Source organism: Glutamicibacter sp. BW77 (assembly GCF_002332285.1).
GTDB classification, from domain to species: Bacteria; Actinomycetota; Actinomycetes; order Actinomycetales; family Micrococcaceae; genus Glutamicibacter; species Glutamicibacter bergerei.
Genome location: NZ_NRGT01000065.1, coordinates 42070 through 67407, shown reverse-complemented (window position 1 = coordinate 67407; position 25338 = coordinate 42070). Strand labels below are relative to the sequence as shown.

22 protein-coding genes are annotated in these 25338 nt (G+C 56.8%); 9 read left to right on the top strand and 13 right to left on the bottom strand.

Going from position 1 to position 25338, the window contains the following annotated elements; genetic code table 11:
- Positions 1-5 precede the first annotated feature (5 nt).
- Complete coding sequence (locus tag CIK74_RS11090; protein WP_096256278.1) at positions 6-659, top strand: Pr6Pr family membrane protein; 654 nt, start codon at positions 6-8, stop codon at positions 657-659.
- 155 nt (positions 660-814) lie between these two features.
- Entirely contained in the window at positions 815-2104 is a 1290-nt protein-coding gene (locus CIK74_RS11085) for an adenylosuccinate synthase (protein ID WP_096256277.1), read from the top strand.
- Positions 2105-2204: 100 nt separating this feature from the next.
- On the opposite strand, the gene CIK74_RS11080 is transcribed toward CIK74_RS11085, so the two are convergent.
- Entirely contained in the window at positions 2205-3722 is a 1518-nt protein-coding gene (locus tag CIK74_RS11080; RefSeq protein WP_096256276.1) for a sodium:solute symporter, read from the bottom strand.
- 418 nt (positions 3723-4140) lie between these two features.
- Here CIK74_RS11080 and CIK74_RS11075 point away from each other — a divergent pair, with 418 nt between their 5' ends.
- The 3 genes from CIK74_RS11075 (at position 4141) to CIK74_RS11065 (ending at position 6912) form a co-directional block, all read left to right on the top strand.
- Entirely contained in the window at positions 4141-5796 is a 1656-nt protein-coding gene (locus CIK74_RS11075) for a thiamine pyrophosphate-dependent enzyme (RefSeq protein ID WP_096256275.1), read from the top strand.
- Positions 5797-5974: 178 nt separating this feature from the next.
- The gene (locus CIK74_RS11070; RefSeq protein ID WP_096256274.1) at positions 5975-6343 is read left to right on the top strand and encodes a hypothetical protein; all 369 of its coding nucleotides are present in this window, start codon (positions 5975-5977) and stop codon (positions 6341-6343) included.
- A 137-nt stretch (positions 6344-6480) separates the two neighbouring features.
- Complete coding sequence (locus tag CIK74_RS11065; RefSeq protein WP_096256273.1) at positions 6481-6912, top strand: SRPBCC family protein; 432 nt, start codon at positions 6481-6483, stop codon at positions 6910-6912.
- Here CIK74_RS11065 and CIK74_RS11060 read toward each other — a convergent pair.
- The 10 genes from CIK74_RS11060 to CIK74_RS11015 all read right to left on the bottom strand — a co-directional run bounded on the left by CIK74_RS11060 (position 6909) and on the right by CIK74_RS11015 (position 18070).
- Positions 6909-7649: a polysaccharide deacetylase family protein gene (locus CIK74_RS11060; protein ID WP_096256272.1), complete on the bottom strand. Its 741-nt coding sequence runs from the start codon at positions 7647-7649 to the stop codon at positions 6909-6911. The two genes, CIK74_RS11065 and CIK74_RS11060, sit on opposite strands and share 4 nt — an antisense overlap.
- 105 nt (positions 7650-7754) lie before the next feature.
- Positions 7755-9053: an MFS transporter gene (locus CIK74_RS11055; RefSeq protein WP_096256271.1), complete on the bottom strand. Its 1299-nt coding sequence runs from the start codon at positions 9051-9053 to the stop codon at positions 7755-7757.
- A 139-nt stretch (positions 9054-9192) separates the two neighbouring features.
- On the bottom strand, positions 9193-9471 hold the full coding sequence (locus tag CIK74_RS11050) for an HPr family phosphocarrier protein (RefSeq protein WP_096256270.1): 279 nt from the start codon (positions 9469-9471) through the stop codon (positions 9193-9195).
- 60 nt (positions 9472-9531) lie between these two features.
- Positions 9532-11226: a phosphoenolpyruvate--protein phosphotransferase gene (ptsP, locus tag CIK74_RS11045; protein ID WP_096256269.1), complete on the bottom strand. Its 1695-nt coding sequence runs from the start codon at positions 11224-11226 to the stop codon at positions 9532-9534.
- A complete protein-coding gene (locus CIK74_RS11040; protein ID WP_096256268.1) occupies positions 11223-13235 on the bottom strand; it encodes a fructose-specific PTS transporter subunit EIIC in 2013 nt (670 codons plus the stop codon). The genes ptsP and CIK74_RS11040 overlap by 4 nt, the downstream gene beginning before the upstream one ends.
- 2 nt (positions 13236-13237) lie before the next feature.
- Positions 13238-14215, bottom strand: a complete 978-nt coding sequence (locus CIK74_RS11035) for a 1-phosphofructokinase (RefSeq protein WP_096256267.1) — start codon at positions 14213-14215, stop codon at positions 13238-13240.
- The gene (locus CIK74_RS11030) at positions 14212-14988 is read right to left on the bottom strand and encodes a DeoR/GlpR family DNA-binding transcription regulator (RefSeq protein WP_096256266.1); all 777 of its coding nucleotides are present in this window, start codon (positions 14986-14988) and stop codon (positions 14212-14214) included. The genes CIK74_RS11035 and CIK74_RS11030 overlap by 4 nt, the downstream gene beginning before the upstream one ends.
- Before the next feature lie 159 nt (positions 14989-15147).
- Positions 15148-15837 carry a polysaccharide deacetylase family protein gene (locus tag CIK74_RS11025; protein ID WP_205738277.1) on the bottom strand — a complete coding sequence of 230 codons (690 nt, stop codon included), beginning with the start codon at positions 15835-15837 and terminating at the stop codon, positions 15148-15150.
- A gap of 374 nt (positions 15838-16211) precedes the next feature.
- Positions 16212-16706, bottom strand: coding sequence for a CoA-binding protein (locus tag CIK74_RS11020; RefSeq protein ID WP_096256264.1), 495 nt, complete (start codon positions 16704-16706; stop codon positions 16212-16214).
- On the bottom strand, positions 16706-18070 hold the full coding sequence (locus CIK74_RS11015) for an O-acetylhomoserine aminocarboxypropyltransferase/cysteine synthase family protein (RefSeq protein WP_096256263.1): 1365 nt from the start codon (positions 18068-18070) through the stop codon (positions 16706-16708). The genes CIK74_RS11020 and CIK74_RS11015 overlap by 1 nt, the downstream gene beginning before the upstream one ends.
- Before the next feature lie 239 nt (positions 18071-18309).
- On the opposite strand from CIK74_RS11015, the gene CIK74_RS11010 reads away from it, so the two are divergent.
- The 3 genes from CIK74_RS11010 (at position 18310) to CIK74_RS11000 (ending at position 20155) form a co-directional block, all read left to right on the top strand.
- Positions 18310-18927, top strand: a complete 618-nt coding sequence (locus CIK74_RS11010; RefSeq protein ID WP_205738276.1) for a histidine phosphatase family protein — start codon at positions 18310-18312, stop codon at positions 18925-18927.
- 101 nt (positions 18928-19028) lie between these two features.
- Entirely contained in the window at positions 19029-19526 is a 498-nt protein-coding gene (locus CIK74_RS11005; protein ID WP_096256261.1) for a sigma-70 family RNA polymerase sigma factor, read from the top strand.
- Positions 19523-20155: a methylated-DNA--[protein]-cysteine S-methyltransferase gene (locus CIK74_RS11000; protein WP_096256260.1), complete on the top strand. Its 633-nt coding sequence runs from the start codon at positions 19523-19525 to the stop codon at positions 20153-20155. The genes CIK74_RS11005 and CIK74_RS11000 overlap by 4 nt, the downstream gene beginning before the upstream one ends.
- 70 nt (positions 20156-20225) lie before the next feature.
- Here CIK74_RS11000 and katG read toward each other — a convergent pair whose 3' ends face one another.
- Together katG and CIK74_RS10990 are read right to left on the bottom strand one after the other, a co-directional pair.
- Complete coding sequence (gene katG, locus CIK74_RS10995; protein WP_096256259.1) at positions 20226-22403, bottom strand: catalase/peroxidase HPI; 2178 nt, start codon at positions 22401-22403, stop codon at positions 20226-20228.
- Between the two features lie 117 nt (positions 22404-22520).
- Positions 22521-22952: a Fur family transcriptional regulator gene (locus CIK74_RS10990; protein ID WP_096256258.1), complete on the bottom strand. Its 432-nt coding sequence runs from the start codon at positions 22950-22952 to the stop codon at positions 22521-22523.
- 529 nt (positions 22953-23481) lie between these two features.
- On the opposite strand from CIK74_RS10990, the gene CIK74_RS10985 reads away from it, so the two are divergent.
- On the top strand, positions 23482-25335 hold the full coding sequence (locus CIK74_RS10985; RefSeq protein ID WP_096256257.1) for a BCCT family transporter: 1854 nt from the start codon (positions 23482-23484) through the stop codon (positions 25333-25335).
- Positions 25336-25338: the final 3 nt, after the last annotated feature.

Here is a 25338-nt window from a genome sequence, read left to right as displayed (position 1 = left end):
TGAGGGTGAAGACCCCTCAAATCACCATACGCTATCTCAACCTCGCTCGAATACTGTGGGCACTGGTCACCCTAAGCGCTATCGTGGCGACCTACGCCGACACTGCCTCACGGGGCCCGGTGCTACCGCTGAATTTCTTTGGCTACTTCACCATCCAGTCGAATCTGGTGGTGGTCATTGTCGGGCTCATCGCAGGGTTGCTGGGCCTTGCCAAAGGTGCTTCGACGCCTCGCTGGGTTGTGGGCCTGCGTGCTTTGGCGAGCGTATGCATGGTTGTCGTCGGACTGATCTACATCACCTTGCTGGCCCCTTTAGGCGCTGCAGGAGGGGTGCCCCTTCCATGGGCGAACTGGGTTATGCATATTTTTGGGCCACTGCTAGTTCTGGCCGATTGGCTCTTGGCCAGGGACCGTACTTTTTTGTCTTACCGGGCGGTGCCGCTGCTGCTGATTTATCCAATGCTCTGGACCGGAGTCGTGCTGGTTCGCGGAGCGTCCGATGGATGGGTTCCGTACCCGTTCCTCAATCCGGATCAGGGATACCGAGTCATTGCCCTGTACGTTGTTTCCATTGCCGTGGTCTTCGCCGGAATAGCGTTTCTGGTTGTCGCTTATGGCCTGCGTGGGCGACACCGTGACGTGCAACTCGAGATTCACTAATCGTTTCGGTAAACTTTGGTCGTAAGAGCCCCTAACTCTTACATTGCGCCCTTTGGGCCAAGTGAGAAGTACAGGGGCATATTTTTTGCCCGGCACCGTGCCGGGACGGCGTGAAGAGCGCCGCAACCGCTGCTTTATGCAAGGGGGAGGATCCCATGCCAGCAATCGTGATCGTCGGAGCCCAGTGGGGCGATGAAGGTAAAGGCAAGGCTACCGATCTACTCGGTGGGCAGGTCGACTATGTAGTCAAGCCAAACGGCGGTAACAACGCCGGGCACACCGTGGTTGTCGGCGGTGAGAAGTACGAGCTAAAGCTCCTTCCGGCCGGCATTCTGTCGCCCAACGCCATTCCGATTATCGGTAACGGTTGTGTGGTGAACCTTGAGGCCCTCTTCGAAGAAATCGAAGGATTGGAAGCTCGCGGCGCCGACACCTCGAAACTGCGCGTCTCGGCTAACGCTCACCTGGTAGCTCCGTACCACCAGACCATGGACAAGGTCACCGAACGTTTCTTGGGTAAGCGTGCCATTGGCACCACCGGACGCGGCATCGGCCCGGCCTACATGGACAAGGTGGGACGCCTAGGCATCCGCGTACAGGACGTCTTTGACGAATCAATCCTGCGCCAGAAGGTTGAAGGTGCACTGCGCCAGAAGAACGAACTACTGGTGAAGATCTACAACCGTCGCACCGTAATCGTCGAGGACATTGTGCAGTACTTCCTGTCCTATGCGGACCGGTTGCGCCCGTTGATGATTGATTCCACCTTCGAACTGAACAACGCCTTGGATGAGGGCAAGGTGGTCCTCATGGAGGGCGGCCAAGCAACCTTCCTGGACGTTGATCACGGCACTTACCCGTTTGTGACTTCCTCGAACCCTACCGCCGGTGGCGCCTCGGTCGGTTCTGGCATTGGCCCGACCCGGATCAGCCGTTCGATCGGTATCATCAAGGCTTACACCACCCGTGTGGGTGCCGGACCGTTCCCTACCGAACTGTTCGACGATATGGGTATCTACCTGCAGACCACCGGCGGAGAATTCGGTGTGAACACCGGACGCCCACGTCGTTGTGGTTGGTACGACGCGGTGCTGGCCCGCCACGCCTCGCGCGTGAACGGTTTCACCGATTACTTCGTAACCAAGCTCGATGTGTTGACCAACATTGAGCAGATCCCAGTGTGCGTGGCCTACGACGTTGACGGTGTGCGCCACGACGAGATGCCGATGACGCAGACCGAGTTCCACCACGCGAAGCCGATCTTCGAGTACTTCCCGGGCTGGACCGAGGATATCTCCGCGGCGCGGACCATGGAAGATTTGCCAGAAAATGCACGTAACTACATTCTGGCTCTCGAGAAGATTAGCGGCACCCGGATCTCCGCCATTGGCGTAGGTCCAGACCGCGATCAGACCATTGTGCGCCACGATCTGATCAACGACTAACTCTTTCGTCCCAGAGAATTTCTGGGAAGAACAATGCAGGCCCGGCGGAATATTTCGCCGGGCCTGCATTGTCTTCTCACCTACGGGTCGAGACTAGTTATTACTTGACGCCTGCTTCCACGCCTTCAACTGCGGCGGTACCTGCGACACGTTGATTCCAATGTTCAATGACCTGCGTGGGGGTGGGCCTGGTGAGCGATGAAATGACAATGAAGGTGACCGCGGAGGCAATGAGACCAAAGTAAATCGGTTCGTTGGCGTACACGCCGTCGAACTTTTGTTCGGCCTGGATCTCTAGAATGATCATGGTGCCCAATGTGACGAGCGTACCGGCGGCCATTGACGCTGCTGCGCCAATGCCATTGCCACGCTTCCACAGCAATCCGCCAATGATGGCCACCAGCAGGCCACCGACCAAGATGTCATAGGCGATCGTGAGCGCGGCGACCACATCATCAACAAGGATTGCCAGTGATACGGTCACGATTCCAAGTACCAGTACCCAGATGCGGTTCGCCCGCACATCATGTTCTGGGTTCTCATCGGAATTGACGCTGATGGACTTGCCAAACCAGCTGGCAACAAATGGAGTGACATCGGTGCGAGCCACCGTGGCCGCAGCGATCAATGCTCCGGAGGCGGTGGACATCATTGCGGCCACCGCCGCAGCCATCACCAAGCCACCGACGGCTACGGGTAGCAGCTCGGTGGCGACCTCCGCGTAGACGACGTCCTTATTCATATCTGCCCCGATAATGTCTGGAAGTGCGACCTTGGCGGCCATACCGATAACGGCTCCCGCAGCACCATAGATGATGCAGTAAAACCCGGCGGTAGTTCCGCCCCAGCGGGCGACCTTGGGGCTCTTCGCAGTGAATACGCGCTGCCAGATATCCTGACCGATCAGCAGGCCCAGAGTGTAAACGACAAAGTACGTGATGATGGATTGCAGTCCGATGCCGGTGAAGCTGAAGAACTCTGCATCCACGCGCTCACGGATGCCGTCCATGCCACCTGCGGCGTTTAATGCAAAAGGCAGCATGAGGCAGAAGATGCCTACCGTTTTAATGACGAACTGCACCTGATCTGCCAGGGTAATGGACCACATGCCGCCGATGGTGGAATAGACCACCACAATGGCGCCGCCAATAGCGATGGCAAGCCACTTCTCCCAGCCGAAGAGAACCACAAAGATCGTCGCATACGCGCTGGTTGATGTCGCGCAGAGCATCAAGGTGTAAGCGAGCATGACAATGCCCGAAGTGTTGGTGGCGGACTTGCTGCCATAGCGTAGCGTGAGCATTTGCGAAACGGTGAAGACCTTGAGCCGCTGCAAGGTAGGGGCAAAAGCCAGGGACAATAAGATCACTCCGGCCCCGATGGCAACTACTAGCCACATGCCTGAGATGCCCCATTTATATCCCAGCCCTACGCCACCCACTGTCGAAGCGCCGCCCAATACTACTGCCGCCATGGTGCCGGTGTAGAGGAACGGGCCGAGCCGGCGTCCGGCGACGAGGTAGTCACTACTGTTTTTGGTGCGGGACTTGCCCCACCAGCCGAACAGCAGCATTGCCGCCAGATACGCTGCAACGATTACTCCGTTGATGTATTCCATGAATTGGGCTCGTGTTCTATGAGGTCGGAAAGTCGAGGGTTACCGAGAGGAAACATTAGTTGTTCAATAGGCTATTGGCTGGATGGATGTGTCGTCAAACACGTCACGCTCGTTACTGCCTTCATGAAGGGACTTGGTTCCACATGGCCCTGAGGGTGCCACGGAGCGGTAGACCGCGATTGTGGCTGTGATGCAACACACTGACTTATCGGTGGGAAATTTATAGACAATTTGCCCGATGATATGCAGTCCTTCTAAGCAAGATGTCATATTTGCGTAGTAAATGCGTAACTTCGTGCATTGCTCACCGGCCTCTAGTACTGTTTCACGACGACGCAACGTTGCATCTGGTGCCTTGTGGCACCTTTTTTCGTATCTGCGAACCAAGACTTTTATTCGATAGAAAGACGCCAAAAAGATGAGTGAAAATGGTCAGCCGTCGACAAAGAAGTCGGCCGGACATGTCATTGTTGACACCCTTGTAGCCCATGGCGTGGAGCGTGCCTACGTTGTCCCCGGGGAAAGCTACCTAGACGTCCTTGATGGTCTGCATAATTCGACTATTGACACAGTTGTTTGCCGCCACGAAGGCGGAGCCACGTACATGGCCGAGGCAGAAGGAAAAATGCACCAGCGTCCGGGCATCGCGATGGTCACCCGTGGTCCGGGCGCCGCCAATGCCCACGTAGGACTGCACACCGCATGGCAGGACTCCACCCCTTTGGTGCTGTTCGTAGGCCTGATTCCTTTTGAGCACCGCGGCAAGGAAGCCTTCCAGGAGTTTGATCCGCGGGCCTGGTTCGGTACCGGAGCTAAACGTGTGATGGTCTTGGATCACCCAGATCGAGCCTCCGAAGTCGTCGCCGAAGCGATGTTTGCTGCGATGTCCGGCCGCCCTGGTCCGGTAGTTGTTGGTCTGCCCGAAGACATCATCACCCGCGAGGTTTCCGCCACGCTGCACCCGGAAATCCCGGTGGCCACCGGTGGCATGACCGTCACCGATTGGAAGGCGCTACACGGCGCACTGCAGGAAGCGGATAAGCCACTGTTTATCTTCGGTGGCAATGACTGGACCCACGAAGGTGCAGCTGACTTCACCCGCTGGCTCGAGGAGCATGATCTACCGGCGGCAGCCGAATGGCGTTGCGAAGGCACCGTGCCGTTTAACTCTCCGTCCTATGTAGGGCCAATTGGGTACGGCAGGCCCAAGCCAACCTATGACCTACTGGAAGAAACAGACCTATTGATCTTCGTTGGCACCGTACCGGGAGACGTGATCACCGATGGATTTAACGTCCGTCAAAACTGGGACAAGAAGAACTTCCTGGTCACCATCGACCCATCACTTAGGGGCCGTTCCGGTCCGGTCTCTCATCAGATCGTGGCTAAACCTGATGTCTTCGTTCGTGACCTGTTGCTGATGGACCTGCCGGTAAAAGATTCATGGCGTGAATGGACCGGACGCATGCGCGGCGAACAAGAAAAGTTTGCCCAGTTGCCGCCTTCCACGCCAACCTCAGGCCAGGCAAAGATGGATACCTTGATGGCAAATCTGGTTAACGCCCTTCCCGAAGATGCCATGGTCACCTTCGGCGCCGGTGAACACACCAACTGGGCGCACCGCTATTTCCCCACCAATGGTTACGCCTCAATGCTTTCGGCACGTAACGGCTCGATGGGCTACTCCATCCCTTCGGCGGTGGCCGCGTCACTGTCCTACCCGCAGCGCCGCGTGGTCAGTATTGCCGGCGATGGTGAGTTCATGATGAACGGCCAAGAGCTTGCTACCGCCGCCCAATATGGTGCCACCCCGCTGGTGGTTGTCATGGATAACCAGCAATACGGCACCATCCGCACCCATCAGGAACGCCATTACCCGGATCGCGTATCCGGTACCCAGCTGAAAAACCCGGACTTCGCTTTGATGGCACAGTCCTTCGGTGGCTACGGAGTGCGCGTGGAGAACGACGCTGACGTTCCTGCCGCCGTGGCTGCGGCGCTTGCCGCAATCGACAATGACAAGACCTTTGCCCTGATCCACCTGATCGTTGAGCAAGGAGTGAAAGCCTACTAAGGCTTTCCGCGACGTACTACCGTCGGCCAGTGGCGGTTCGCCATTCGCCGACGGTAGTAGGTCGACCAAGGACAAATCACACCTAGATCGTCTTGGCATGCTCGGTCTGAAGGTTTAAGCTGAATTCTTACCCAAGATGTGAGCATTCCTAAACCTACGCACCAAGGCGGAGAATCTGATGGCACAAATGAGCGAAGAGCTCATTGAGCAGTGGGCTGATGCCACTGCCGAAATCTACAACGAGTCCCTTTCCGGTATTAGCCTCACCCGTATGCCGACTGCCGTTGCGCAGTACATAGATCTCTTTGCGCAAAGTGAAAACCTGACCTTCACACGTGAAGCTACTCCACTGGACTACTTTGAACGTCACCCATTCCTAGCAATCAGCGCGATCCTGAACAATGCCGAGGCGCTAGAAGCCCTCGACGAAGATCAGCAAGAAGCGCTGGATGAGATGGTTGGCTTCACCGAAGCTTGGTACAACTTCGACCAAGAGCAGGAACCCGAGTTGGGGACTTCCGAGGCCGACGACGAAGAAGACTGGTAAACCCAGTACAACAACTGCATAAGCCAATCGATGCGCGCTCCCGCGCACCGGTTGGCTTTTCTGTTTTTTGGGGCCGAGGGTCAAGCGAGTTGAGCGGTGGTATTCCATTAAATGCATGGGAGTGGGACGATTCGAGTATGAGCCAGTTCAGTGTTTTTGAAAGCACCGTGGTGATTCACTTGCCGGTGCACCGTGTCTGGGAATTGTTGACCGATTGGAGCGCGGCTCCCTTGTGGATGCCGGGTATCGCCACCATGCATTCGGACGACGTGCAGTTGCGCGTTGGCACGAATTTGATCTATCGGGTGGGTGGACACGAGCGACGTTATGAAATCCATGATCTAATCGAAAATCGTTTGCTCGTGGCACATACCTCTGAGAACCCGGATGGCTTGTCCTATCGTTTTGATCTGAAAGACGATGCCGGATACACCGAAGTGGTGCTTCAGGTTGCGGTAATTAACCCGGATTTAGGCGTTCAAGAGTGTGAAGAGCTTGCCAGGTCGGTCCGTGAAGCCGAAGGGGACATGCTTGATCAGCTCAGATTTTATGCCGAGCAGGCCCCTTAGGGATTCGTCTTAAATCGATGGTCGTAGGCCTTTGCTGGCTTAAAGTCAGTTCCGGCAAATAGCTGGTCCACGGTGACCAGGGTGTATCCGGCATCGTGAAGTTTGCTCACTAGTTGCGGCACCGCTTTGACCGAGCTCTCGTGGATGTCATGCATCAAAATAATCGAGCCGGGCTTGGCTTCTTCGAGGGCAATTCTGACGGTCTTTTGTGGGTCGTGGTGTTTCCAATCCAGCGTGTCAACGTCCCACAACACCAGTGGATAGGGGATCAGCCGGTCATAGACGGCGCCGTGGGCGCCATAAGGCGGACGAAGAATTTGCGGTTTCACGCCGGCTGCTTGTTCAATTGCCTCATCGGTCCACTGCACTTCGTGTTCAATGCCCTCGGCGGTTAACTTTGTGATGTCTTTATGGTCAAAGGTGTGGCTGCCTATTTGGTGCCCCTCGTCAACCATGCGCTTAAGCGTCTTGGGGTATTTCTTCACGTTCTTGCCCAGTACAAAGAATGTGGCCGGCGTGTGCTGTTCGGACAATTCATCGAGTAGGCGATTTGTGTACTCTCCGGGGCCATCATCGAAGGTTAGCGCGACGCATTTGGTGGTTGCGCAGTCCACTGCAGGTGGCGTGGCAACGGGCTCGGGCTGTGGTTCGGATGGCTGGGAGGCGCAACCTGCGAGCAGGAGAATGCCAAGAAGCAGTGCGCTGAGCCGAGGGGTGACGCGGGAAGACATGCTCATCTATTCAGCTTCTCGCTCATCCGGTGGCGACGCAAAACTGCCACGCCTTCGCTCAGTGACTTCGTAGCCAGTGCATAGGGAACGCGGTGAGGGTCAAGGCGCTAGCTATAAGCTTGCCTGCGTTTCCGATGTTGAGTGCAACGGATGCTCAATTTCATCGCGAGCAAAACGTCCAGCCCACCAAGCGAGCAGCCCGAAGATTGGCGAGGCGGTCCCTGCGATCACAAAAATACTTTGCAGGCTCAACACATGGCTTAGCGGGCCGGCCACAGCCATGGACAAGGGCATCAATGCCAAGGAAACAAAGAAATCCAGGCTGGAAATACGACCTAATAAATGTTTCGGCACCCGGCGTTGCAATAAGGTTCCCCAGATGACCATTCCGGCCGAATCGGTAATGCCGAAAAGTAAGAGAATCGCGAACAACATCCACGCGGCATCCACGTATCCCACCGCGGCCAGCGGCAATGTGCCTAAACACCAGCAAGCGGTCATTAGAGTCAGGTATCGACGTGGGAACTTCGCCGAGGCGATCAACAACGAACCGATCGCCGAACCGGCCCCGAAGAAGGCCAGCGTGTAGCCAAAGAGTTTTGCATCCCCGCCCAGATGATCGCTGACGATAAATGGCAGCAGCACCTCAAAAGGTCCAATAAAGGTGAATACTGAAATCACCGAAAAGATCAGCGTCCAACGCAACCAGCTGGTACGCATCGTATAGCCCACGCCTTCGCGTAACTGGCGCAGTACGCTGGGCGCTACAACTGTAGAGTCGGCAGGCTCCGGGGCGTCGTATTCTTTGCGGTGCGCTATGCGGCGCAGAACAAAGATAGCGATCACATGACACAGCGCGATTCCGGCAATTGCGTGCGACGGGGAAATCGCGGCAACAAGAAAACCCGCAACCATCGGTCCCAGAGCCGTGTGCACTACCGGCCGGACCGTACCCTCAAGACCGTTGGCGGCCAGTAGATCCTTCGGGGGCAAGATGCGAGGCAGTAGTGCGGAATATGCCGGGAAGAAGAATGCTGATCCGGCACCGGCGAGGAAGCTGGTGAGCATGAGATGCCATAGGGTGATGGCACCAGTCAGTGCCAATAGGGCTGTCACGCTCATGATGAGCACCAACAGTAGCTGTACCAAGATGACTATTTTTCGACAGGAATATCTGTCGGCCAAAATGCCGCCGAGCAGCACTAAGGCAAGTAGCCCCACAGCGTTTGAGGTGGCCACCACGGACAGCTCTAGGGGCCCGCCGCCTAAGCGACGCACCTGATAGACCATTGCCACCGCCCACATGCCGGCGGCAAAGGTGGAAATAATTAATGCGCTCGCTAAGAGCGCATAGTCCCTGTGGGTGAATGGCTTAACGAGGCGCAGCATTGAGTCATGCAACCTACCCATGAGAAGCTCCTACAACTTGCGCGTAGGATCAATCATCCATCCACTGATTGAATTTTGTCAATCAGTAATCTGGAATTAAAACCAAAGCCCGCGCCTCACCGTTAAAGGTCAAGCGCGGACTTTGCATGAACAAGGTGTTTTACTCCGAGTCGTGGTCAATCTCCAAGATTTTCACCAACTGATCCAGAGCCTCTTCGGCTCCTTCACCCTCAGCGCGCAACACAACCTTGGTGCCGTATTCGGCGCCCAAGCCCATGAGCGACAGAATGCTTGAGGCATCTAATGCGTCCTCGGCAGGTTCTGTTTCCAATGCGATGGTGACCTCGACCGGAAGCTCGCCGGCGGCTTCGGCGAAGATTGCAGCCGGACGGGCGTGAAGGCCAACTCGACTTCCAATGATTGCTGTACGTTCTGCCATGACGGCTCCTTTTAACATAGGTGGTAATTCAAAATCCTAAGGCAGGTGACCTTGGAATTGTTAGAGTCCGAAGCGATCCAATTCGGGCAACTGCGCACGTACCAAGCTTCGGGCTTCCTCAGCTGACGCGGCTCGTAAGGCAAGCTGCGCCAATTTTTGAGCGGTAGCCAAGTCCACGGTACGTAGCACCGCGGCGACCGGGGAAAGCGCGCGCTTATTCATGGACAAGGTATTAACGCCCAGTCCCACTAGTACTACCGCGAGTGCAGGATCTGCCGCGGCTTCGCCGCATACTCCCACCGGTTTAGCACCGGCGCCCTGTGCCCCGGCACTGGTGGCCGCGATCATGTGCAACACGGCCGGCTGCCACGGGTCATTCAGTTCAGCCAATGAGCCCAGCTGCCTATCTGCGGCCATCGTATATTGCGTCAGATCGTTGGTTCCGATAGAGACAAAATCGCAACGTTCCAAGATCCGCTCGGCCATCAGCGCGGCCGAGGGAACCTCAATCATCACTCCAGCGGTTGCGAGGTTTGCCGTGCGCACCAGTGCCGCAAAATCTTGGGCCTCGGCAGGCGTAGAGATCATTGGCGCCATGGTCCAGACCTCGGCCTGGTGGTTGGCGGCGGCCTCAGAGATTGCAGTGAGCTGACGGGCGAGGACTCCGGGGCTAGTGGTGTCCGTGCGGTAGCCGCGAACACCGAGTGCCGGATTTGGCTCCGTCGAATCGGTGAGGAACGGAAGCGGTTTGTCGGCCCCGGCATCCAAGGTGCGGACCACAACTTTTTTCTGCGCGAAGGCCTCAAAAACCGCACCATAGGCGGCTACCTGTTCCTCATGGGTTGGTTCCTTCTCGCGTCCTAAGAAACAGAACTCGGTACGCAATAGGCCTACGCCCTCGGCGCCTGCCTTGGCCGCAGCCTGCGCATCGGTGCCGCTTCCTACATTGGCTAGCAGGGGAACGCGGTGGCCATCAGCCAGTACTCCCCGGCCATCAAATTCCGGTAGCTGCTCACGATTTGCGTAGGTGCGTGCGGTCGCTGATTCAACCTCGGTGGGGTTGCGCACCACGAGACCGTCAATTCCGTCCACGTAGACTACGTCGCCATCAACCAGGGCGGTGGTATCGCTGGCCGCCACGATAGCCGGCAACCCTAAGGAACGGGCAATAATCGCGGTGTGGGACTGTGGCCCGCCATCGCTGGTTACCAAGGCCAAAACCTTCGCCGGGTCCAGGGTAGCGGTATCTGCCGGCGCTAGGTCAACGGCTACGAGTACAAAGGGGGTTTCCGAATCGGGGATACCCGGGGCAGGCACCCCACGTAGCTCGGCCACGATACGGGCGCGAACATCGAGTACGTCTCCGGCGCGTTCGGCCATGTAGCCACCGAGTGCGGACAGTTGGGTGGCTACCGCATCGGCGGCCTCCCAGAGAGCCGACTCCGCACAGGTGCCCGAGGCAACCAGCTTCGTTGCCGACTTCAGTAAGCTCTTGTCGCTAGCCATGAGTGCGGTGGCCTTGAGCACCGCTTGCGCGTCCCCGGTAGCCAGTGCGGCGCGTGCCTTGAGCTGCGCGGCAACCGCTTGAGTGGCCTGGGCCAAGCGGGCGGTTTCACTGTCGATAGTGGCACCGGCAGGAAGCGGTGCGCCGTCGGCGGGGGCTTGGATCGCATCGGGCATACGACGTACGGTACCGATGACTCGGCCTGCACTGACGCCTACCCCGGAAAACTTTTCTACCTTGTGCGTGCTCATGCTGCAACCTTGACGCTTTCAGCGTTTGGCACCGCAGTCTTACGAACAAACTTCTTCAGAATAATCACCAGTGCAGCGGAGATGAGCGTGCCAATGACGGTGGCTAACAGGAACAGCGGCCAGGTGTTATTCATTGCAAAGAAGACAAATGCTCCGCCGTGCGGTGCCTGACTGACCACATCAAAGGTCATAATCAACGAACCGGTCACTCCGGCGCCCACCATCGAAGCAGGGATGACACGCAATGGGTCTGCCGCGGCGAAGGGAATAGCGCCTTCGGAGATGAACGCGGCACCGAGCAACCAAGCCGCCTTGCCGTTTTCGCGTTCGGCTCCGGTGAATAGCTTCGGGGAAACCGTCGTAGCCAAGGCCATGGCCAATGGTGGCACCATACCCGCGGCCATCACAGCTGCCATGATCATCAGTGGGGCAGGATTTTCCGTCAGTGAACCGGCGCCCAGTCCCGCTACCGCGAAGGCGTAGGCAACCTTATTAACCGGTCCACCCAAGTCGATGGCCATCATGAGTCCCAGGATCAAACCAAGAATCGCAGCTGCGGTACCCGACATACCCGAGAGCCATGAGTTGAGTGCTTCGGTGAGCTTCGCAATCGGTCCGCCTAGGAAGAGGATCATCAGACCCGAGGCGATGATGGACGCGAGCAGCGGCACGATCACCACTGGCATCAGACCACGCAACCAGCGTGGAACCTTCCAGGAGCTGACCCAGCGAGCGGCCAAACCGGCAATCAAACCACCGACGATACCGCCAAGGAACCCGGCACCCATGAAGCCCGCCACCGCACCTGCGGTGAAGCCCGGGGCAATACCTGGGCGGTCTGCGTACGCATAAGCGATGTAACCGGCCAAAGCGGGAACCAGGAAGCCCATGGAGAGGCCACCGATCTTATATGCGACGGCTCCAAGGTAGGCCATGAGTCCTGCATCTGGCAGGTTGAACAGCGTGTTATCGGTCAAATACTTGTCTGCCACGTCGGTGATCGCGTAACCGCCGAGCAGGAAGCCCAATGCAATCAGCAAGCCGCCGCCGGCCACGAACGGAATCATGTAGGAAACGCCGGTCAGCAGCGCGCGCTTGAGCTGTGCGCCGAAGCCTTGCTTGTCACTGGTCTGTTCCGATTCGGCCGATGCCGTAGCGGAAGGCACCCGGCGCGCTTGCGGATCGCTCGCTGCCGCGATGGCATCCTTGAGAAGTTTCTCAGGCTCGTCGATACCGCGTTTAACCGGAACCTGAATCAACGGCTTGCCGGCAAAACGTGCACGGTCACGCACATCAACGTCGACGGCGAAGATCACCGCGTCGGCAGCTTCAATAATTGCAGGATCCAACGCGGTGGAACCGGAAGAGCCCTGAGTTTCCACCGCAAAATCAATGCCAAGCTCTTCGGCGGTTTGTGCCAACGAGTCGGCTGCCATATAGGTGTGGGCAATGCCGGTGGGGCAGGCGGTGACCGCCACGATCTTGGAGACCCTTGCGCGTGAGGGGTCGGTGGTTGGTGCCGGCGCGGCTACCGGGGCGGCGGCAGGAACCGTCGGATTATCGGAGATAACCGCGGAGACTAACGCGACGATTTCACTGGCGCTGGTCGCCTCGCGAAGTGCTGCGGTGAAGGTCTTCTTCACCAACGCGCGAGCCAATTTGGAGAGCAGCTTCAAATGCTCTTTATCGGCGCCCTCTGGGGCAGCGATAAAGAAGATCAGATCTGCTGGACCATCTTTGGCCCCGAAATCTACCGGGGTAGCCAGTCGTGCCATGGCCAGGGTGGGGGTGGTGACGGCGGCCGAGCGACAGTGCGGAATCGCGATGCCGCCGGGCACTCCCGTGGCGGTTTTTGCTTCACGGGCCAATGCGTGTTCGGCCAGGGCCGATGCATCGGTAGCGCGGGAGGCCTTGGCCACCAGGTTCGCCAGGTGATTGATCACCTCGGTGGTTGAGGTGCCCAAGTGTGCGTCGAGGGTGACGAGCTGGGTGGTGATCAGGTCGCTCATTGCTATGATCTTTGCCTTGGGTTGAGTGAGACGACGGTGACGGCGTCCGCGGTGAGGTCAGATGGTGAGGGGATAGTCGAACCGGGGAGCGAAGTTGCCGCCGCCCCGTAGGCGATGGCTGACTTAAGACATTGTTCTGATGAGCCCTGAGAAATGGCTGCCAACAGGAATCCTGCCAGCGAAGAATCTCCAGCTCCCACGGTGCTCCGGGCGGCGATGGGTTCATGCCAGCCATGCCATGCCCCTTGGCTTGTGGCCAGCACCGCACCGTGGGCTCCGAGCGTTGCCAACACGGCACCGGTCCCGCGCTCAAGCAAAGCTTGGCAGGTCTCTGCGGTCAGCTGCGCGGAAGTTTCAAGCTGTTTTTCACTGAGTCTGGCACCGACAAGATCTGCCAACTCCTCGGCGTTTGGCTTGATGAGGTCTGGGATGTGGTGTGCGGTGTGGGCGTAAAGCTGGCGCAACGGTTCTCCGGAGGTGTCCACTGCGATCTTCGGACATTTGGTGCCCAGTGAAGCGCGAAGCGTGGCGGTGAGCTGCGCATAGAAGTCTGCAGGTACTCCTGGGGGCAGGGATCCGGCCATCACCAGCCAAGTGGCTTCGGCGCTTGCCTCAAGTACTAACGCACTCAATGCAGATACTGCCTCGGCGCTCAACGTCGGGCCTAACTCGTTGATTTTGGTGGTGGTGCCATCCGGGTCGGTCAAGGTGATGTTGGTGCGCAACGATTCATCGATGGGCAGTGAAGTGAAATTCAGTCCGTCACCACGTAGCGCGGCGATGAGCGGATCATTAGCTCCGCCCGGTAGCAGCGCGTGAGTCTGGGCTCCAGCCACGGAAAGCGCCCGGCTCACGTTCACTCCTTTGCCGGCAGCCTGAGTATGACTGGTTGCGGCGCGTTGGACAGCTCCGTGAGCCAGCGGCTCTTGTAATTCAATGGTCTTATCCAAGGCCGGGTTGCAGGTTAGCGTGATGATCATGCGACAACTACCTCCACTTCGGCCAGTTCCAAGGCCGCAGCAAGACCGCCTTGCGGTGCACTGTCGGTCACCAGGGTGTCTATGGCATCCAGGCGGGCGAAGCGAACCAGGGTTTCTTGGTCAAATTTTGAGCTGTCGGCGAGGAGCACAACACGGCGTGCGCTCGCGATCAAGGCGGTTTTAACGGCGGCTTCCAAGGGGTCAGGCGTGCTCAAGGCGAAATCGGCATGCAGGGCATTGGTTCCGATAAAAGCAATGTCGGCGCGATAGTTGGAGTATTCCTGCGCAGTGCGTGCACCGCTGGTGGCACCGGTAATTCCGCGAACTCGTCCGCCAATCAGTTCCAAGGCAATCTCTGGGCTTTGCACCAGTGCCGTGGCGATGGGCAGTGCGTGGGTGATCACCACGAGTCCGGACCCTGCATTGGTTTTGGCCATGCGTTCGGCGAGGAATTCTGTGGTGGTTCCTGCATCTAAGATGACCGAAGCGTCGGAGACCGGTAGCAGGCTGAGTGCACGTTGCGCGATACGCGCCTTGGCTTCGGCATGGATGGCGGTGCGTGCCATATAGCTTTCTTCGCGGGTGCTTGCCTCACTGATGGAGACCGCTCCACCATGTACACGACGCAAGAGATTTTCAGACTCCAGCTGGGCTAGATCACGGCGAACGGTCTCCGCGGTAATCTCAAAGCGTTCAGCCAGTTGCGCGACGGTTACTTTCCCCTCGGCGGCAAGCTGATCGGTGATTAGCCGATGTCTTTCCTCGGCAAACATCTACGCCTCCATAAAGTCATGACATGCAACACACGAATCTGTGTTTCCATGACTTTATGTCCGATTGTGTGGGGTCGTCAAGCGAATTTGTGAAGAACTTTTGGGTTTATCTGTTTTTGAGTGGGTTTTTTACGTAAGATGGCGCTGAATGTAAAAACGCTAGCGCCGAGTGTAGGCGGTTTTGCCGCCAAAATTCGTTCCCTCGAATAGTTCATTGACCGTCACCAAGGTGTAGTTTTCATGTTTGAGCCGCTTGACCAGTTCCGGCACTGCTTTGACCGAGCTGTCATGGATGTCGTGCATTAAGATAATCGACCCGGGGTGTGCCTGCGCCAACGCGAGATCTACGGTTTTCTTCGGATCATGATGCTGCCAATCTAAGGTGTCAACATCCCAGAGCACCATCGGTGTATTCACCAGTTGGTCAACGGCAGAATTATGAGCCCCATACGGCGGGCGTAAAGTATCCGGCGTCAATCCGGTCGCCTTGCGGATGGCCGATTCGGTTGCGGAGATTTCATTCTTGATTTCTTCTGCGGACAAACCGGTTAGACTTCGGTGGTCAAAAGTATGATTGCCCAGCTGGTGTCCCTCGTACGCCATGCGATTTACCGCGCCATGAAAATTGGCAACGTTCTGCCCGAGCATGTAGAAAGTTGCGGGGACGTTTTCCCTGGCCAACATGTCCAGTAATGATGCGGTGTACTTCCCTGGACCGTCATCAAAGGTCAAGGCTACGCATTTGGTCTTTTCGCAATTAACGCGAGGTTGTGGTTTGAGCACCATCGCGGTGATAGGAGCCTGGACTGCAGGAACTGCACTGTAATCAGCAACCCGTGCGACCTGCATGGAGCCTTCGCTTCGGGCAGAGGATGTATTGGCAAAGAAACCTGCAACTGCATGGCCCGCCCGGGAGGCCTGTTGGGTTATTGGAGAACCGCAGCTGGTGAGGAAAAGGACACAGCAAAGTACGGAAATAACCGCGTTGACACGGGAACGGGAAGGCATGTATTTACCATTTCGCCTTCACCGGCTGAAATCAATTCGACCATCCGATAGGCAGGAAAAATCGGCTGAATCGTTATGTAAAACGTGATTTCACACCCTAGCGTCATGTGATGTTTCAGGTCGGGGGATTGGAATGGTGAGGATGCCAGCTCAAATGGCCGGAGCCTGTGGTGAGGTCACCACAGGCTCCGGCGAGAATGAAAAGATGCAGAACTTTATGCCAGTAGCTGGCGCTTAGAGGAGATCACTCCGGTGTTGAACCCGGCAAGGCGCAATCCACCATGGAAGCGGGCATGCTCAATCTTGACGCAGCGGTCCATGACCACATTCATCCCGGCAGCCTCGGCGCGCGCGGCAACCTCCTCGTGCCACGAACCAAGCTGCAACCATAGGGTTTTCGCGCCCACGGCCAGCGCTTCATCTAGCACGGTGGGAAGGTCATCATGTTTACGGAAAACCTCGACCAGATCAGGGGTCTCCGGCAGATCAGCCAATGACTTGTAGACCGGCTGCCCGAGAATCTCGTCCAGCACGGGGTTGATGAAATATACCTTGTACTTCGAGGAAGACAAGAGATAAGTGGCAACAAAGTAGCTGGCGCGGGATGGCTTATTTGAGGCACCAACGATAGCAATAGACTTTGTTTCATGCAGAATATTCAGGCGTTCTGCGGCGCCAGGGCCCTGCCAAGTACGTTGCTCAGTGCTCATTAGTTTGCTCCCTTCGAAGCTGCTGGCACGGCGCAGGCAGCGCCGTCATAGGTGGGAGCCTCATCCAGCTTGGCTGCGATTTTCTGGGAAGCAGTCAGTGCCTGATCTAGATCCCAGAGAATATCTTCAACATCTTCCAAACCGACGGAGAGGCGGATCAGATCTTCAGGAACTCCTGCGGCAACCATCTGTTCGGCGTTCAGTTGCTGGTGGGTGGTAGACCCAGGATGTAGTACCAAGGTGCGAGCATCACCGATATTGGCCAAGTGGCTTGCCAGTTGCAAAGCTTCGATGAACTTGGTGCCAGCCTCGCGTCCACCCTTTACTCCGAAACTGAAGACCGAACCAACGCCCATTGGCAGTAACTCGGCGGCACGGGCATATTGTGGGTGGGATTCGAGACCCGCGTAATTGACGTAGGTGACGCGGTCATCGGCTTCGAGCCACGCGGCGACCTGCTTCGCATTGGTCAGGTGGTTATCCATGCGCTGTGGCAGGGTTTCCAAGCCCTGCAACAACTGGAATGCAGACTGCGCAGGCAGGGAGGGGCCAAAGTCTCGTAGCTGTTCGCTACGCAATTTGGTCAGGAATCCGTATTCGCCGAAGTTATCCCACCAAGACACGTTGCCGTAGCTTGGTACGGGTTCAGTCATGGTGGGGAACTTGCCGTTGCCCCAGTTGAACGTGCCAGCCTCGATGACTACACCGCCCAAGGTGGTGCCGTGCCCTCCGATGAACTTGGTGGCTGAGTGGATCACGATGTCCGCGCCATGTTCAATGGGGCGCAACAGATACGGCGGGGTCAGCGTCGAGTCAACCACCAGCGGGATGTTGTGGCGGTGGGCGACCTCTGCCAGACCCTTGAGGTCAGCGATGTCGCCCGAAGGGTTTGCCACGATCTCGGTGTAAACGGCCTTAGTGTTCTCTTGGATTGCTGCTTCAAAATCTGCGGCGTCATTAGAATCGATGAAGGTAGTCTCGATCCCGAAACGGCGCAAGGACACGTCCAGCTGGGTGATGGTGCCTCCATAGAGTTTGGAGGAAGCAACAATGTGGTCCCCGGCCTGAGCCAGTGCCGCGAAGGTGACGAACTCAGCTGCCATGCCTGAGGCGGTAGCTACCGCACCGATGCCGCCTTCGAGTGACGCCATGCGCTCCTCGAAAGCTGCCACCGTGGGGTTACCAATGCGCGAATAAATGTTCCCGTACTTTTGCAGTGCGAAGAGATTAGCCGCGTCATCGGTGTCTTTAAAAACAAATGAAGTGCTCTGGTAGATCGGCACGGCGCGTGCGCCGTGCTCCGCGTCGGGTGTGCCGCCGGCGTGTAGAGCGCGGGTGCGAAATCCAAACTTGTGGTCAGCCATGGTGGCGTACGACTCCTTGTCGATTGATGCTTCGGCAGGAATCCCGGATCAATGTCGCTTAACCCCTGGAATTCAGTGGAAAGCAGCTCCATCGGTTCTGGCGGTAGCACCTAGTCCACCGGCTGTGGCAGGTTGCTGCGGCGTCATCAAACCAGATCTCTCGGCCGCTCGGGATGGTTAGTAACAGTCTGTCAATATGTCTTTGAATGACCCAACTATGAGTCCTAAAGTTTCGGTTCTTGAAGGAGGAATCCGATTCGGGCGTGGTTCAGGGGTTAGCTTATGCTCGAGCTATGGATACAGCGTTAGCTTTGGTCAGGCATGGGCAGACCGATTGGAACCTTGCCGGGCGCATGCAAGGACGTACCGATATCGATTTGAATGACACCGGTCGAGCGCAAGCGCGGGAGCTTGGTAGGGAACTGAACGGCCAGAATTGGGATCTGGTTGTCGCTTCTCCGCTGTCGCGGGCTCAAGAAACAGCCTTGCTGATCGCAGCAGAACTTGACGTTGAACATGCAGCGCCGGTGGCGGACGTGATTGAGCGAGGTTTTGGCCCACTTGAAGGCCGGATTATGGCTGAAGTCAGCGAAGCCGAAGCAGCGACGCTTGCTGCTGAGACTGAAGACAGAGAAACCGTCTTACACCGCATGCTTGGTGCCTTGTCTGTTTTAGTGCAGGAAAACCCTGGACGAAAGATCTTGGTCATTAGTCATGGAGCTGCCATGCGGATTGTGCGTGACGCGCTCGCCGGGGTACGTATCCACGACGGCGTGGCTAACGGGGAGCTACTGAAAATTGATCTTGAGCGGATGCATGAACTGCGCGAAGAACTAGGCCTCGTCACCGCTCACTAAAATGCAACGACGTAAAAAGTTTTTGAAATAGTTAGCTCACGCACCTCACATAATGGCCACACGGTACGTTTACCTAGTGACAGCCGCCAACGAGGAGTCACATGAAGCAACCATTCGAACGGGTCGTGCAGACCCATGGGCTCAGTGTCCTGCGAGTGTGCCGCGCGCTACTCGATGAGCATCGCGCTCAAGATGCTTGGTCCGAAACCTTCCTCTCGGCGCTCAAGGCCTATCCGCAGTTAGACCAGGAAGCCAATGTGCAGGCCTGGCTGGTACGCATTGCCCACCGCAAAGCAATCGACGAACTGCGCAAGCATCGACCCGAAACCGTGCAAGCCGAGGTCGAAAATGGCGACGGCGTCCATGCTTCAACTCCGGCACAGAACCTTGAAAATCTGGAACTTTGGCAAGTGGTCAAAACGCTGCCAGAAAAACAACGGCTAGTAATCGCCTACAGGTATCTTGGCGGATTAAGTTATGCGCAAATTGCCGAGGTGCTGTCGGGTACGCCGGAAGCCGCCCGGAGAGCTGCGGCCGACGGCATCAAAAACTTACGAAGCAAGCTGAATGAGGCACAAACCCCGGGAGCCAAAAGATGAATATTGACAAGGTGAATTCCGGCCCCACCACCGAGGAAACAACAATGCTGGCCCAACTGCATTCGCGTCTGGAAACAGAAGCTGATAAGTCACAGCTGACCGACATTTCCTACCGTGTGTTTGATACGCCGATTGGAAAACTGCTGCTGGCGAGCACCGAGGCCGGACTGGTCAGAGTTGCTTTTGAAAGCGAAGGCTATGACCATATCCTTGAAAGTCTTGCGACTAAGGTGAGCCCACGAATCCTTCAAGCACCTGCGAAACTCGATGGGGTAGCGCGTCAGCTTGATGAATACTTTGCTGGCACACGGCACGAATTCCAGCTCCCGCTGGATCTAAGACTATCTACAGAATTTCGCCGAACCGTGCAATTAGAACTGGGACAGATCGGCTACGGGCAGACCCTGAGCTACGCACAGGTGGCAGCGAAGATTGGTAAACCAAAAGCAGTACGCGCGGTGGGCACCGCCTGCGCGACCAATCCACTACCGATTGTCTTGCCATGCCACAGAGTCCTGCGCACCGATGGTGCGCTCGGCGGATACCTTGGCGGATTACCCACCAAGCTGCAGCTACTAGAACTTGAAAACCCGCAACGACAGACGCAGTCGGACCCAGTGCTGTTTTAAGTTGTAGAAACACATAGATGTGGCTGTCACCCCAGGGAGTGACAGCCACATCTATGAGCGAAGAAACTACTTACTTACGCAGGTCGAACCGGTCAGCATCCATGAGCTTGGCCCAGGCTGCGGCGAAGTCCGTAGCAAATGTCTCCTTCGCATCATCCGCGGCGTAAACCTCGGCCAATGCACGTAGCTCGGAGTTTGAGCCGAAGACCAAGTCCACACGGCTACCAACCCAGCGGCCGTCGGTGGTTGCATAGGTCTTCTCTTCGGCGTCAGGGGTCCACTCAAGGCCCAATTCCATCAGGTTCGCGAAGAAGTCATTGGTCAATGCGCCCGGGGTGTCGGTGAAGACACCGTGGTTCGAACCATCCCAGTTGTTGCCTAGTACACGTAGACCACCGAGCAATACGGTCATCTCCGGTGCGTTGAGGCCCAACAGGTTAGCGCGGTCAATGAGCAGGTATTCCGGAGGCAAATTCAAGAACTCGGAATCGTAGTTGCGGAAACCGTCGGACACTGGCTCCAACCAAGCGAACTGCTCCACGTCGGTCTGTTCCTGGGTAGCGTCAACGCGACCAGGAGTGAAGGGAACCTCAATCTGCTGGCCAGCAGCCAATGCTGCCTGCTCAACACCGACGTTGCCAGCCAAAACTACAACGTCTGCGAAGGAAGTCTTGATGGCGGAAGTAGCGTTAAACTCTTCCACGATCTGCTCAAGAACTGTGATTACTACCTTGAGCTGTTCAGGCTGGTTCACACTCCAGGAGACCTGTGGTTCCAAACGGATACGGCCACCGTTAACGCCACCACGCTTATCAGAGGAACGGAAGCTTGCAGCTGCCTTCCATGCGGTAGAAACCAACTGCTGTACCGAAAGGCCGGACTGCGCGATGAGAGCCTTCAATGCCGCAATCTCGGTAGCGCCCAAGGTTACTGCCGGGGTTGCCGGTAGGGGATCTTGCCAAGCTAGGTCTTCGGCCGGGATTTCTGGTCCGAAGTAACGGGACTTCGGGCCCATGTCGCGGTGGGTCAGTTTGAACCACGCACGCCCGAAAGCGTCCGCGAACTTCTCTGGGTTGTTCTTGAAGTCCTCCGAGATTGGACCGTAAACCGGGTCAAAACGCAGGGCCAGGTCACTGGTCAGCATGCGTGGTTCGCGACGCACGGCTGGGTTGTGAGCCATCGGCACCATATCGGCGCCGGCGCCGTTCTTTGGACGCCACTGCTGTGCGCCGGCCTCGGAGTGGAACAGTTCCCACTCGTACGCGAAGAGGATGTGGAAGAACTCGTTGTCCCAACGGGTTGGGTGGTAGGTCCAGGTCACTTCCAGACCTGAGCCGATGGTGTCATCGCCGTGGCCGGTACCGTGGTCGGACTTCCAGCCCAGTCCCTGCATTTCCAGCGGAGCGGACTCCGGGTCTTCGCCCTTGTGGGTTTCGGCGCTGGCGCCGTGGGTCTTGCCGAAGGTGTGGCCGCCGGCGATCAGTGCGACGGTTTCTTCGTCGTTCATGCCCATGCGGCGGAAGGTTTCGCGGATGTCGATGGCCGAGGCCAAAGGATCTGCAACACCATCTGGACCCTCAGGGTTCACGTAGATCAGGCCCATCTGGACGGCTGCCAGTGGAGCTTCGAGGTTGCGTGCGCCGGTGTAACGTTCGCTTTCCAGCCAGACCTTTTCCGGGCCCCAGTACACGTCATCATCAGCTTCCCAGACGTCCTTGCGGCCGCCACCGTAACCGAAGGTTTCGAATCCCATGTCTTCGAGGGAAACGTTACCGGCCAAGATGATGAGGTCGGCCCAGGACAGCGACTGGCCGTACTTCTTCTTTACTGGCCAGAGCAGACGACGTGCCTTATCCAGGTTCACGTTATCTGGCCAGGAGTTCAGCGGTGCAAAACGCTGTTGACCGGCGCCTGCGCCACCGCGACCGTCGTGGGAGCGGTAGGTGCCTGCCGCGTGCCAGGCCATGCGGATGAAGAATGGACCGTAGTGACCGAAGTCTGCTGGCCACCAGTCGTAGGACTTGGTCATCAGCTCGGCGATATCGGCCTTAACGGCTGCGAAATCCAGTGCTTCGAATGCTGCTGGGTAGTCGAAGTCGGCATCAAGCGGGTTGGTGGCTTCCTGGTTCTTGGATAGAACCTTCAGATTGAGCTTATTTGGCCACCATTCGGTGTTCGCATTGCCCCGGGTAGGGTGAACGCGTCCGGCTCCTACTACTGGGCACTGGCCTGCAGTCGTTTCTGACATATAGTTTTCCTTCTGGTACTGAATTGGGCGTGATTTTTCACGTCCGCAGGGCAATGGCCCGCGAAGATGAAGGTTAGTTCCTTGCGGTACTTCTTTTTAAATAAAATGTTTAGCTGGTTAGGCTGTTTTGGCTGACTGGCACTCTGGGCAGAGCCCCCAGTAGATAACTTCGGCCTCATCGATGCTGAAACCGTGATCATCGGAGGCGTGTAGACACGGTGAGGCTCCAATAGCGCAGTCAACATCGGCCAATGCTCCGCAGCTGCGACAGACCACGTGGTGATGGTTATCTCCCACGCGGGCCTCGTAGCGGGCGATATGTCCGTGGGGTTGAATCTGACGGAGCAGCCCCAGGCTGGTGAGGAGTTTTAATGAGTCGTACACCGCTTGATGGGAAATCGTAGGGTGTTCTTGGCGGACCGCGTCAATAATTGTCTCGGTATCCGCATGGGGATGAGCGGTGACCGCTGCAAGCACCGCAACGCGCGGACGAGTGACCCGCATGGATGCTTCGCGTAGCACCTTCTCGATTCCCCCGAATGTAGTCATAACACTAGCTTGCCCTATTTATTTTGAATCGGTCAAGATAAAGCGCGACGTTTGTCCTAAATTTTTCTGCTCAAATTTTTTTGAACTGGGAAAAGAACCTCTGATCTGGTCGGTTTTGCTGACTAATGCAGAAAATCTTGCTTGGCGAGGAAATTCACATGAGCCCACCGTTAACTGTGTCTCACAAGGGACGTAAGCCCTTAGGTTGCATTTAAAACAGCACGTCAAATCCTGCTAGGTTTGACCCTTATTCGCGGTGGGACCATGATGGATAAGGCCTTTGAAGAGGTCAAGGAGCAAATATGTTTCCCCGCTCTACTGAGTTGATTTAGTCAACCTCCGCAGAAGCTGGCACCCGAGGGCTATTATTTCAGCGCCTTCCGCTGTTGATTAAGAAGCCAGTGCACGATGCCCTCAAAGCAATGCTCAACCGAGTCCACGATCTGGCAACCGAACCTTCACCGGGATGGTTGCCGCCGGAACTCATGACGTTTAGGCGAAATGAATTCCGCTGGTGAAGGAAGAACAAATGACGCAGAATGAACAATCATTCGAAGATTTAGTCGGCGAGCTGCATACGGCTCGTCAACGACGACCTAAAAAATATGACAAGTCCGGAATGGATTACTGGGTGTTCGGCATTGCCGGATGCTTGGCCTTGGCGTTTATCGTGTGGGGATTCGTTACTCCCAAAGGGCTAGGCGTCGCTTCTGATGCCGCACTCAACTGGGTGATAACGAATACCGGCTGGCTATTTGTGATCGCAGCCTCGGTATTTACCGTATTTGTCCTCGTTGTTGCTGCCAAAAATTTCGGTCGCATCCCACTCGGGAAAGACGGTGAGAAGCCACAATTTAGCACCGTCTCTTGGATCTCCATGATGTTTGCTACCGGTATGGGCATCGGGTTGGTGTTCTACGGTGTCGGCGAGCCGCTGTACTTCTACATGTCACCTCCACCAGGAACCGTAGACGGGCAAACTCCTGCTGCATTGAGCACCGCGATGGGCACGACGCTCTTCCACTGGACCTTGTTCCCATGGGCCATGTACGCAATTGTTGGTCTAGGAATGGCTTACGGTAGCTTCCGGCTCGGACGCCCACAGCTGTTCTCCGCGATGTTCTCCTCAATCTTCGGCGAACGGGTCACCCATAGTTGGGGTGGCCGCACCATTAACATCTTGGCCATTTTGGCCACGCTGTTCGGCTCCGCGTGTTCTTTGGGTCTTGGTGCGCTGCAGATCGGTGGCGGCATACAGGCCAGCGGTGTAATGGCCAAGGTTGGGTCCGGTGTCTTGGTTGTTATCATTGCCATTTTGACTGCGCTGTTCGTCGCTTCGGCCGTATCCGGCATTGAACGCGGAATTCAGTGGCTTTCAAATATCAACATGGTCTTGGCTCTCGTCATTGCATTGATCGTCTTCATCGGCGGACCAACGCTGTTCATTCTTAACGTAATTCCAAATGCCGTGGGTGCCTTCATTGGTGACCTTCCGCAGATGGCATCGCGTACCGCCGGTTCCGGCGGCGAAGCAATGTCTGCTTGGCTGTCCTCCTGGACCGTGTTCTACTGGGCTTGGTGGGTTTCATGGGCCCCATTCGTTGGCTTGTTTATCGCCCGTATTTCGCGTGGTCGCACCATTCGTCAGTTCGTGACCGGTGTGCTGTTGGTACCTTCGAGCGTTACCCTCATCTGGTTCTCGATCTTTGGCGGCGGCGCCATAGGCTTGCAGGAACGTGCCGAACAATCTGGGGATACCGGTGCTGCCCTGGTGAACATGGTGGACGGAGTCCCGGACCTCAACTTTGACTTGATCCTCTTTGATCTGCTTGAAGCGCTACCATTGCCGGGTTGGATTGCGGTGCTGCTCATGATCGTGACTGTGTTGCTGATTGCGATCTTCTTCGTCACCGGCGCTGACTCTGCATCCATCGTGATGGGTGCGCTCAGCGAACGCGGAGCCGCGGAACCATCAAAGAAGTCCATTATCTTCTGGGGCGTTGCCGTAGGCGCGGTAGCTGCGGTGATGCTACTTGCCGGTGGCGACAAGCCAGCCGAAGCGTTGAACGGTCTGAAGAATATTACAATCGTTTCCGCGCTGCCGTTTGTCCTAGTGATGCTCCTGCTCTGCGTGGCCATCTGGAAGGATCTGAGTAAGGACCCTCTGGTGCTAAGCGACAAGGTAGCTCGTCAGGTCTTGGAGCAATCGGTCACCGAGGGCGTAGAACGCCACGATGGAAGCCAGTTCAGCTTGATGACCACGGAAATCCCGTTGATAGAGGGCAAAGAATTTGTGCTCAAGACGAAGGCAGCCGATTCGTCCTCCGCGACGGAAGACTCCGGCTCAACTGGGTCGGCCAAGCCTGAGCGTATCGACGAGTAATGA

Coding starts and splice junctions, on each gene's coding strand:
- CIK74_RS11085 (WP_096256277.1), top strand. CDS start 815: ATGCCAGCAATCGTGATCGTCGGAGCCCAGTGGGGCGATGAAGGTAAA.
- CIK74_RS11080 (WP_096256276.1), bottom strand. CDS start 3,722: ATGGAATACATCAACGGAGTAATCGTTGCAGCGTATCTGGCGGCAATG.
- CIK74_RS11075 (WP_096256275.1), top strand. CDS start 4,141: ATGAGTGAAAATGGTCAGCCGTCGACAAAGAAGTCGGCCGGACATGTC.
- CIK74_RS11070 (WP_096256274.1), top strand. CDS start 5,975: ATGGCACAAATGAGCGAAGAGCTCATTGAGCAGTGGGCTGATGCCACT.
- CIK74_RS11065 (WP_096256273.1), top strand. CDS start 6,481: ATGAGCCAGTTCAGTGTTTTTGAAAGCACCGTGGTGATTCACTTGCCG.
- CIK74_RS11060 (WP_096256272.1), bottom strand. CDS start 7,649: ATGAGCATGTCTTCCCGCGTCACCCCTCGGCTCAGCGCACTGCTTCTT.
- CIK74_RS11055 (WP_096256271.1), bottom strand. CDS start 9,053: ATGGGTAGGTTGCATGACTCAATGCTGCGCCTCGTTAAGCCATTCACC.
- CIK74_RS11050 (WP_096256270.1), bottom strand. CDS start 9,471: ATGGCAGAACGTACAGCAATCATTGGAAGTCGAGTTGGCCTTCACGCC.
- ptsP (WP_096256269.1), bottom strand. CDS start 11,226: ATGAGCACGCACAAGGTAGAAAAGTTTTCCGGGGTAGGCGTCAGTGCA.
- CIK74_RS11040 (WP_096256268.1), bottom strand. CDS start 13,235: ATGAGCGACCTGATCACCACCCAGCTCGTCACCCTCGACGCACACTTG.
- CIK74_RS11035 (WP_096256267.1), bottom strand. CDS start 14,215: ATGATCATCACGCTAACCTGCAACCCGGCCTTGGATAAGACCATTGAA.
- CIK74_RS11030 (WP_096256266.1), bottom strand. CDS start 14,988: ATGTTTGCCGAGGAAAGACATCGGCTAATCACCGATCAGCTTGCCGCC.
- CIK74_RS11025 (WP_205738277.1), bottom strand. CDS start 15,837: ATGCAGGTCGCACGGGTTGCTGATTACAGTGCAGTTCCTGCAGTCCAG.
- CIK74_RS11020 (WP_096256264.1), bottom strand. CDS start 16,706: ATGAGCACTGAGCAACGTACTTGGCAGGGCCCTGGCGCCGCAGAACGC.
- CIK74_RS11015 (WP_096256263.1), bottom strand. CDS start 18,070: ATGGCTGACCACAAGTTTGGATTTCGCACCCGCGCTCTACACGCCGGC.
- CIK74_RS11005 (WP_096256261.1), top strand. CDS start 19,029: ATGAAGCAACCATTCGAACGGGTCGTGCAGACCCATGGGCTCAGTGTC.
- CIK74_RS11000 (WP_096256260.1), top strand. CDS start 19,523: ATGAATATTGACAAGGTGAATTCCGGCCCCACCACCGAGGAAACAACA.
- katG (WP_096256259.1), bottom strand. CDS start 22,403: ATGTCAGAAACGACTGCAGGCCAGTGCCCAGTAGTAGGAGCCGGACGC.
- CIK74_RS10990 (WP_096256258.1), bottom strand. CDS start 22,952: ATGACTACATTCGGGGGAATCGAGAAGGTGCTACGCGAAGCATCCATG.
- CIK74_RS10985 (WP_096256257.1), top strand. CDS start 23,482: ATGACGCAGAATGAACAATCATTCGAAGATTTAGTCGGCGAGCTGCAT.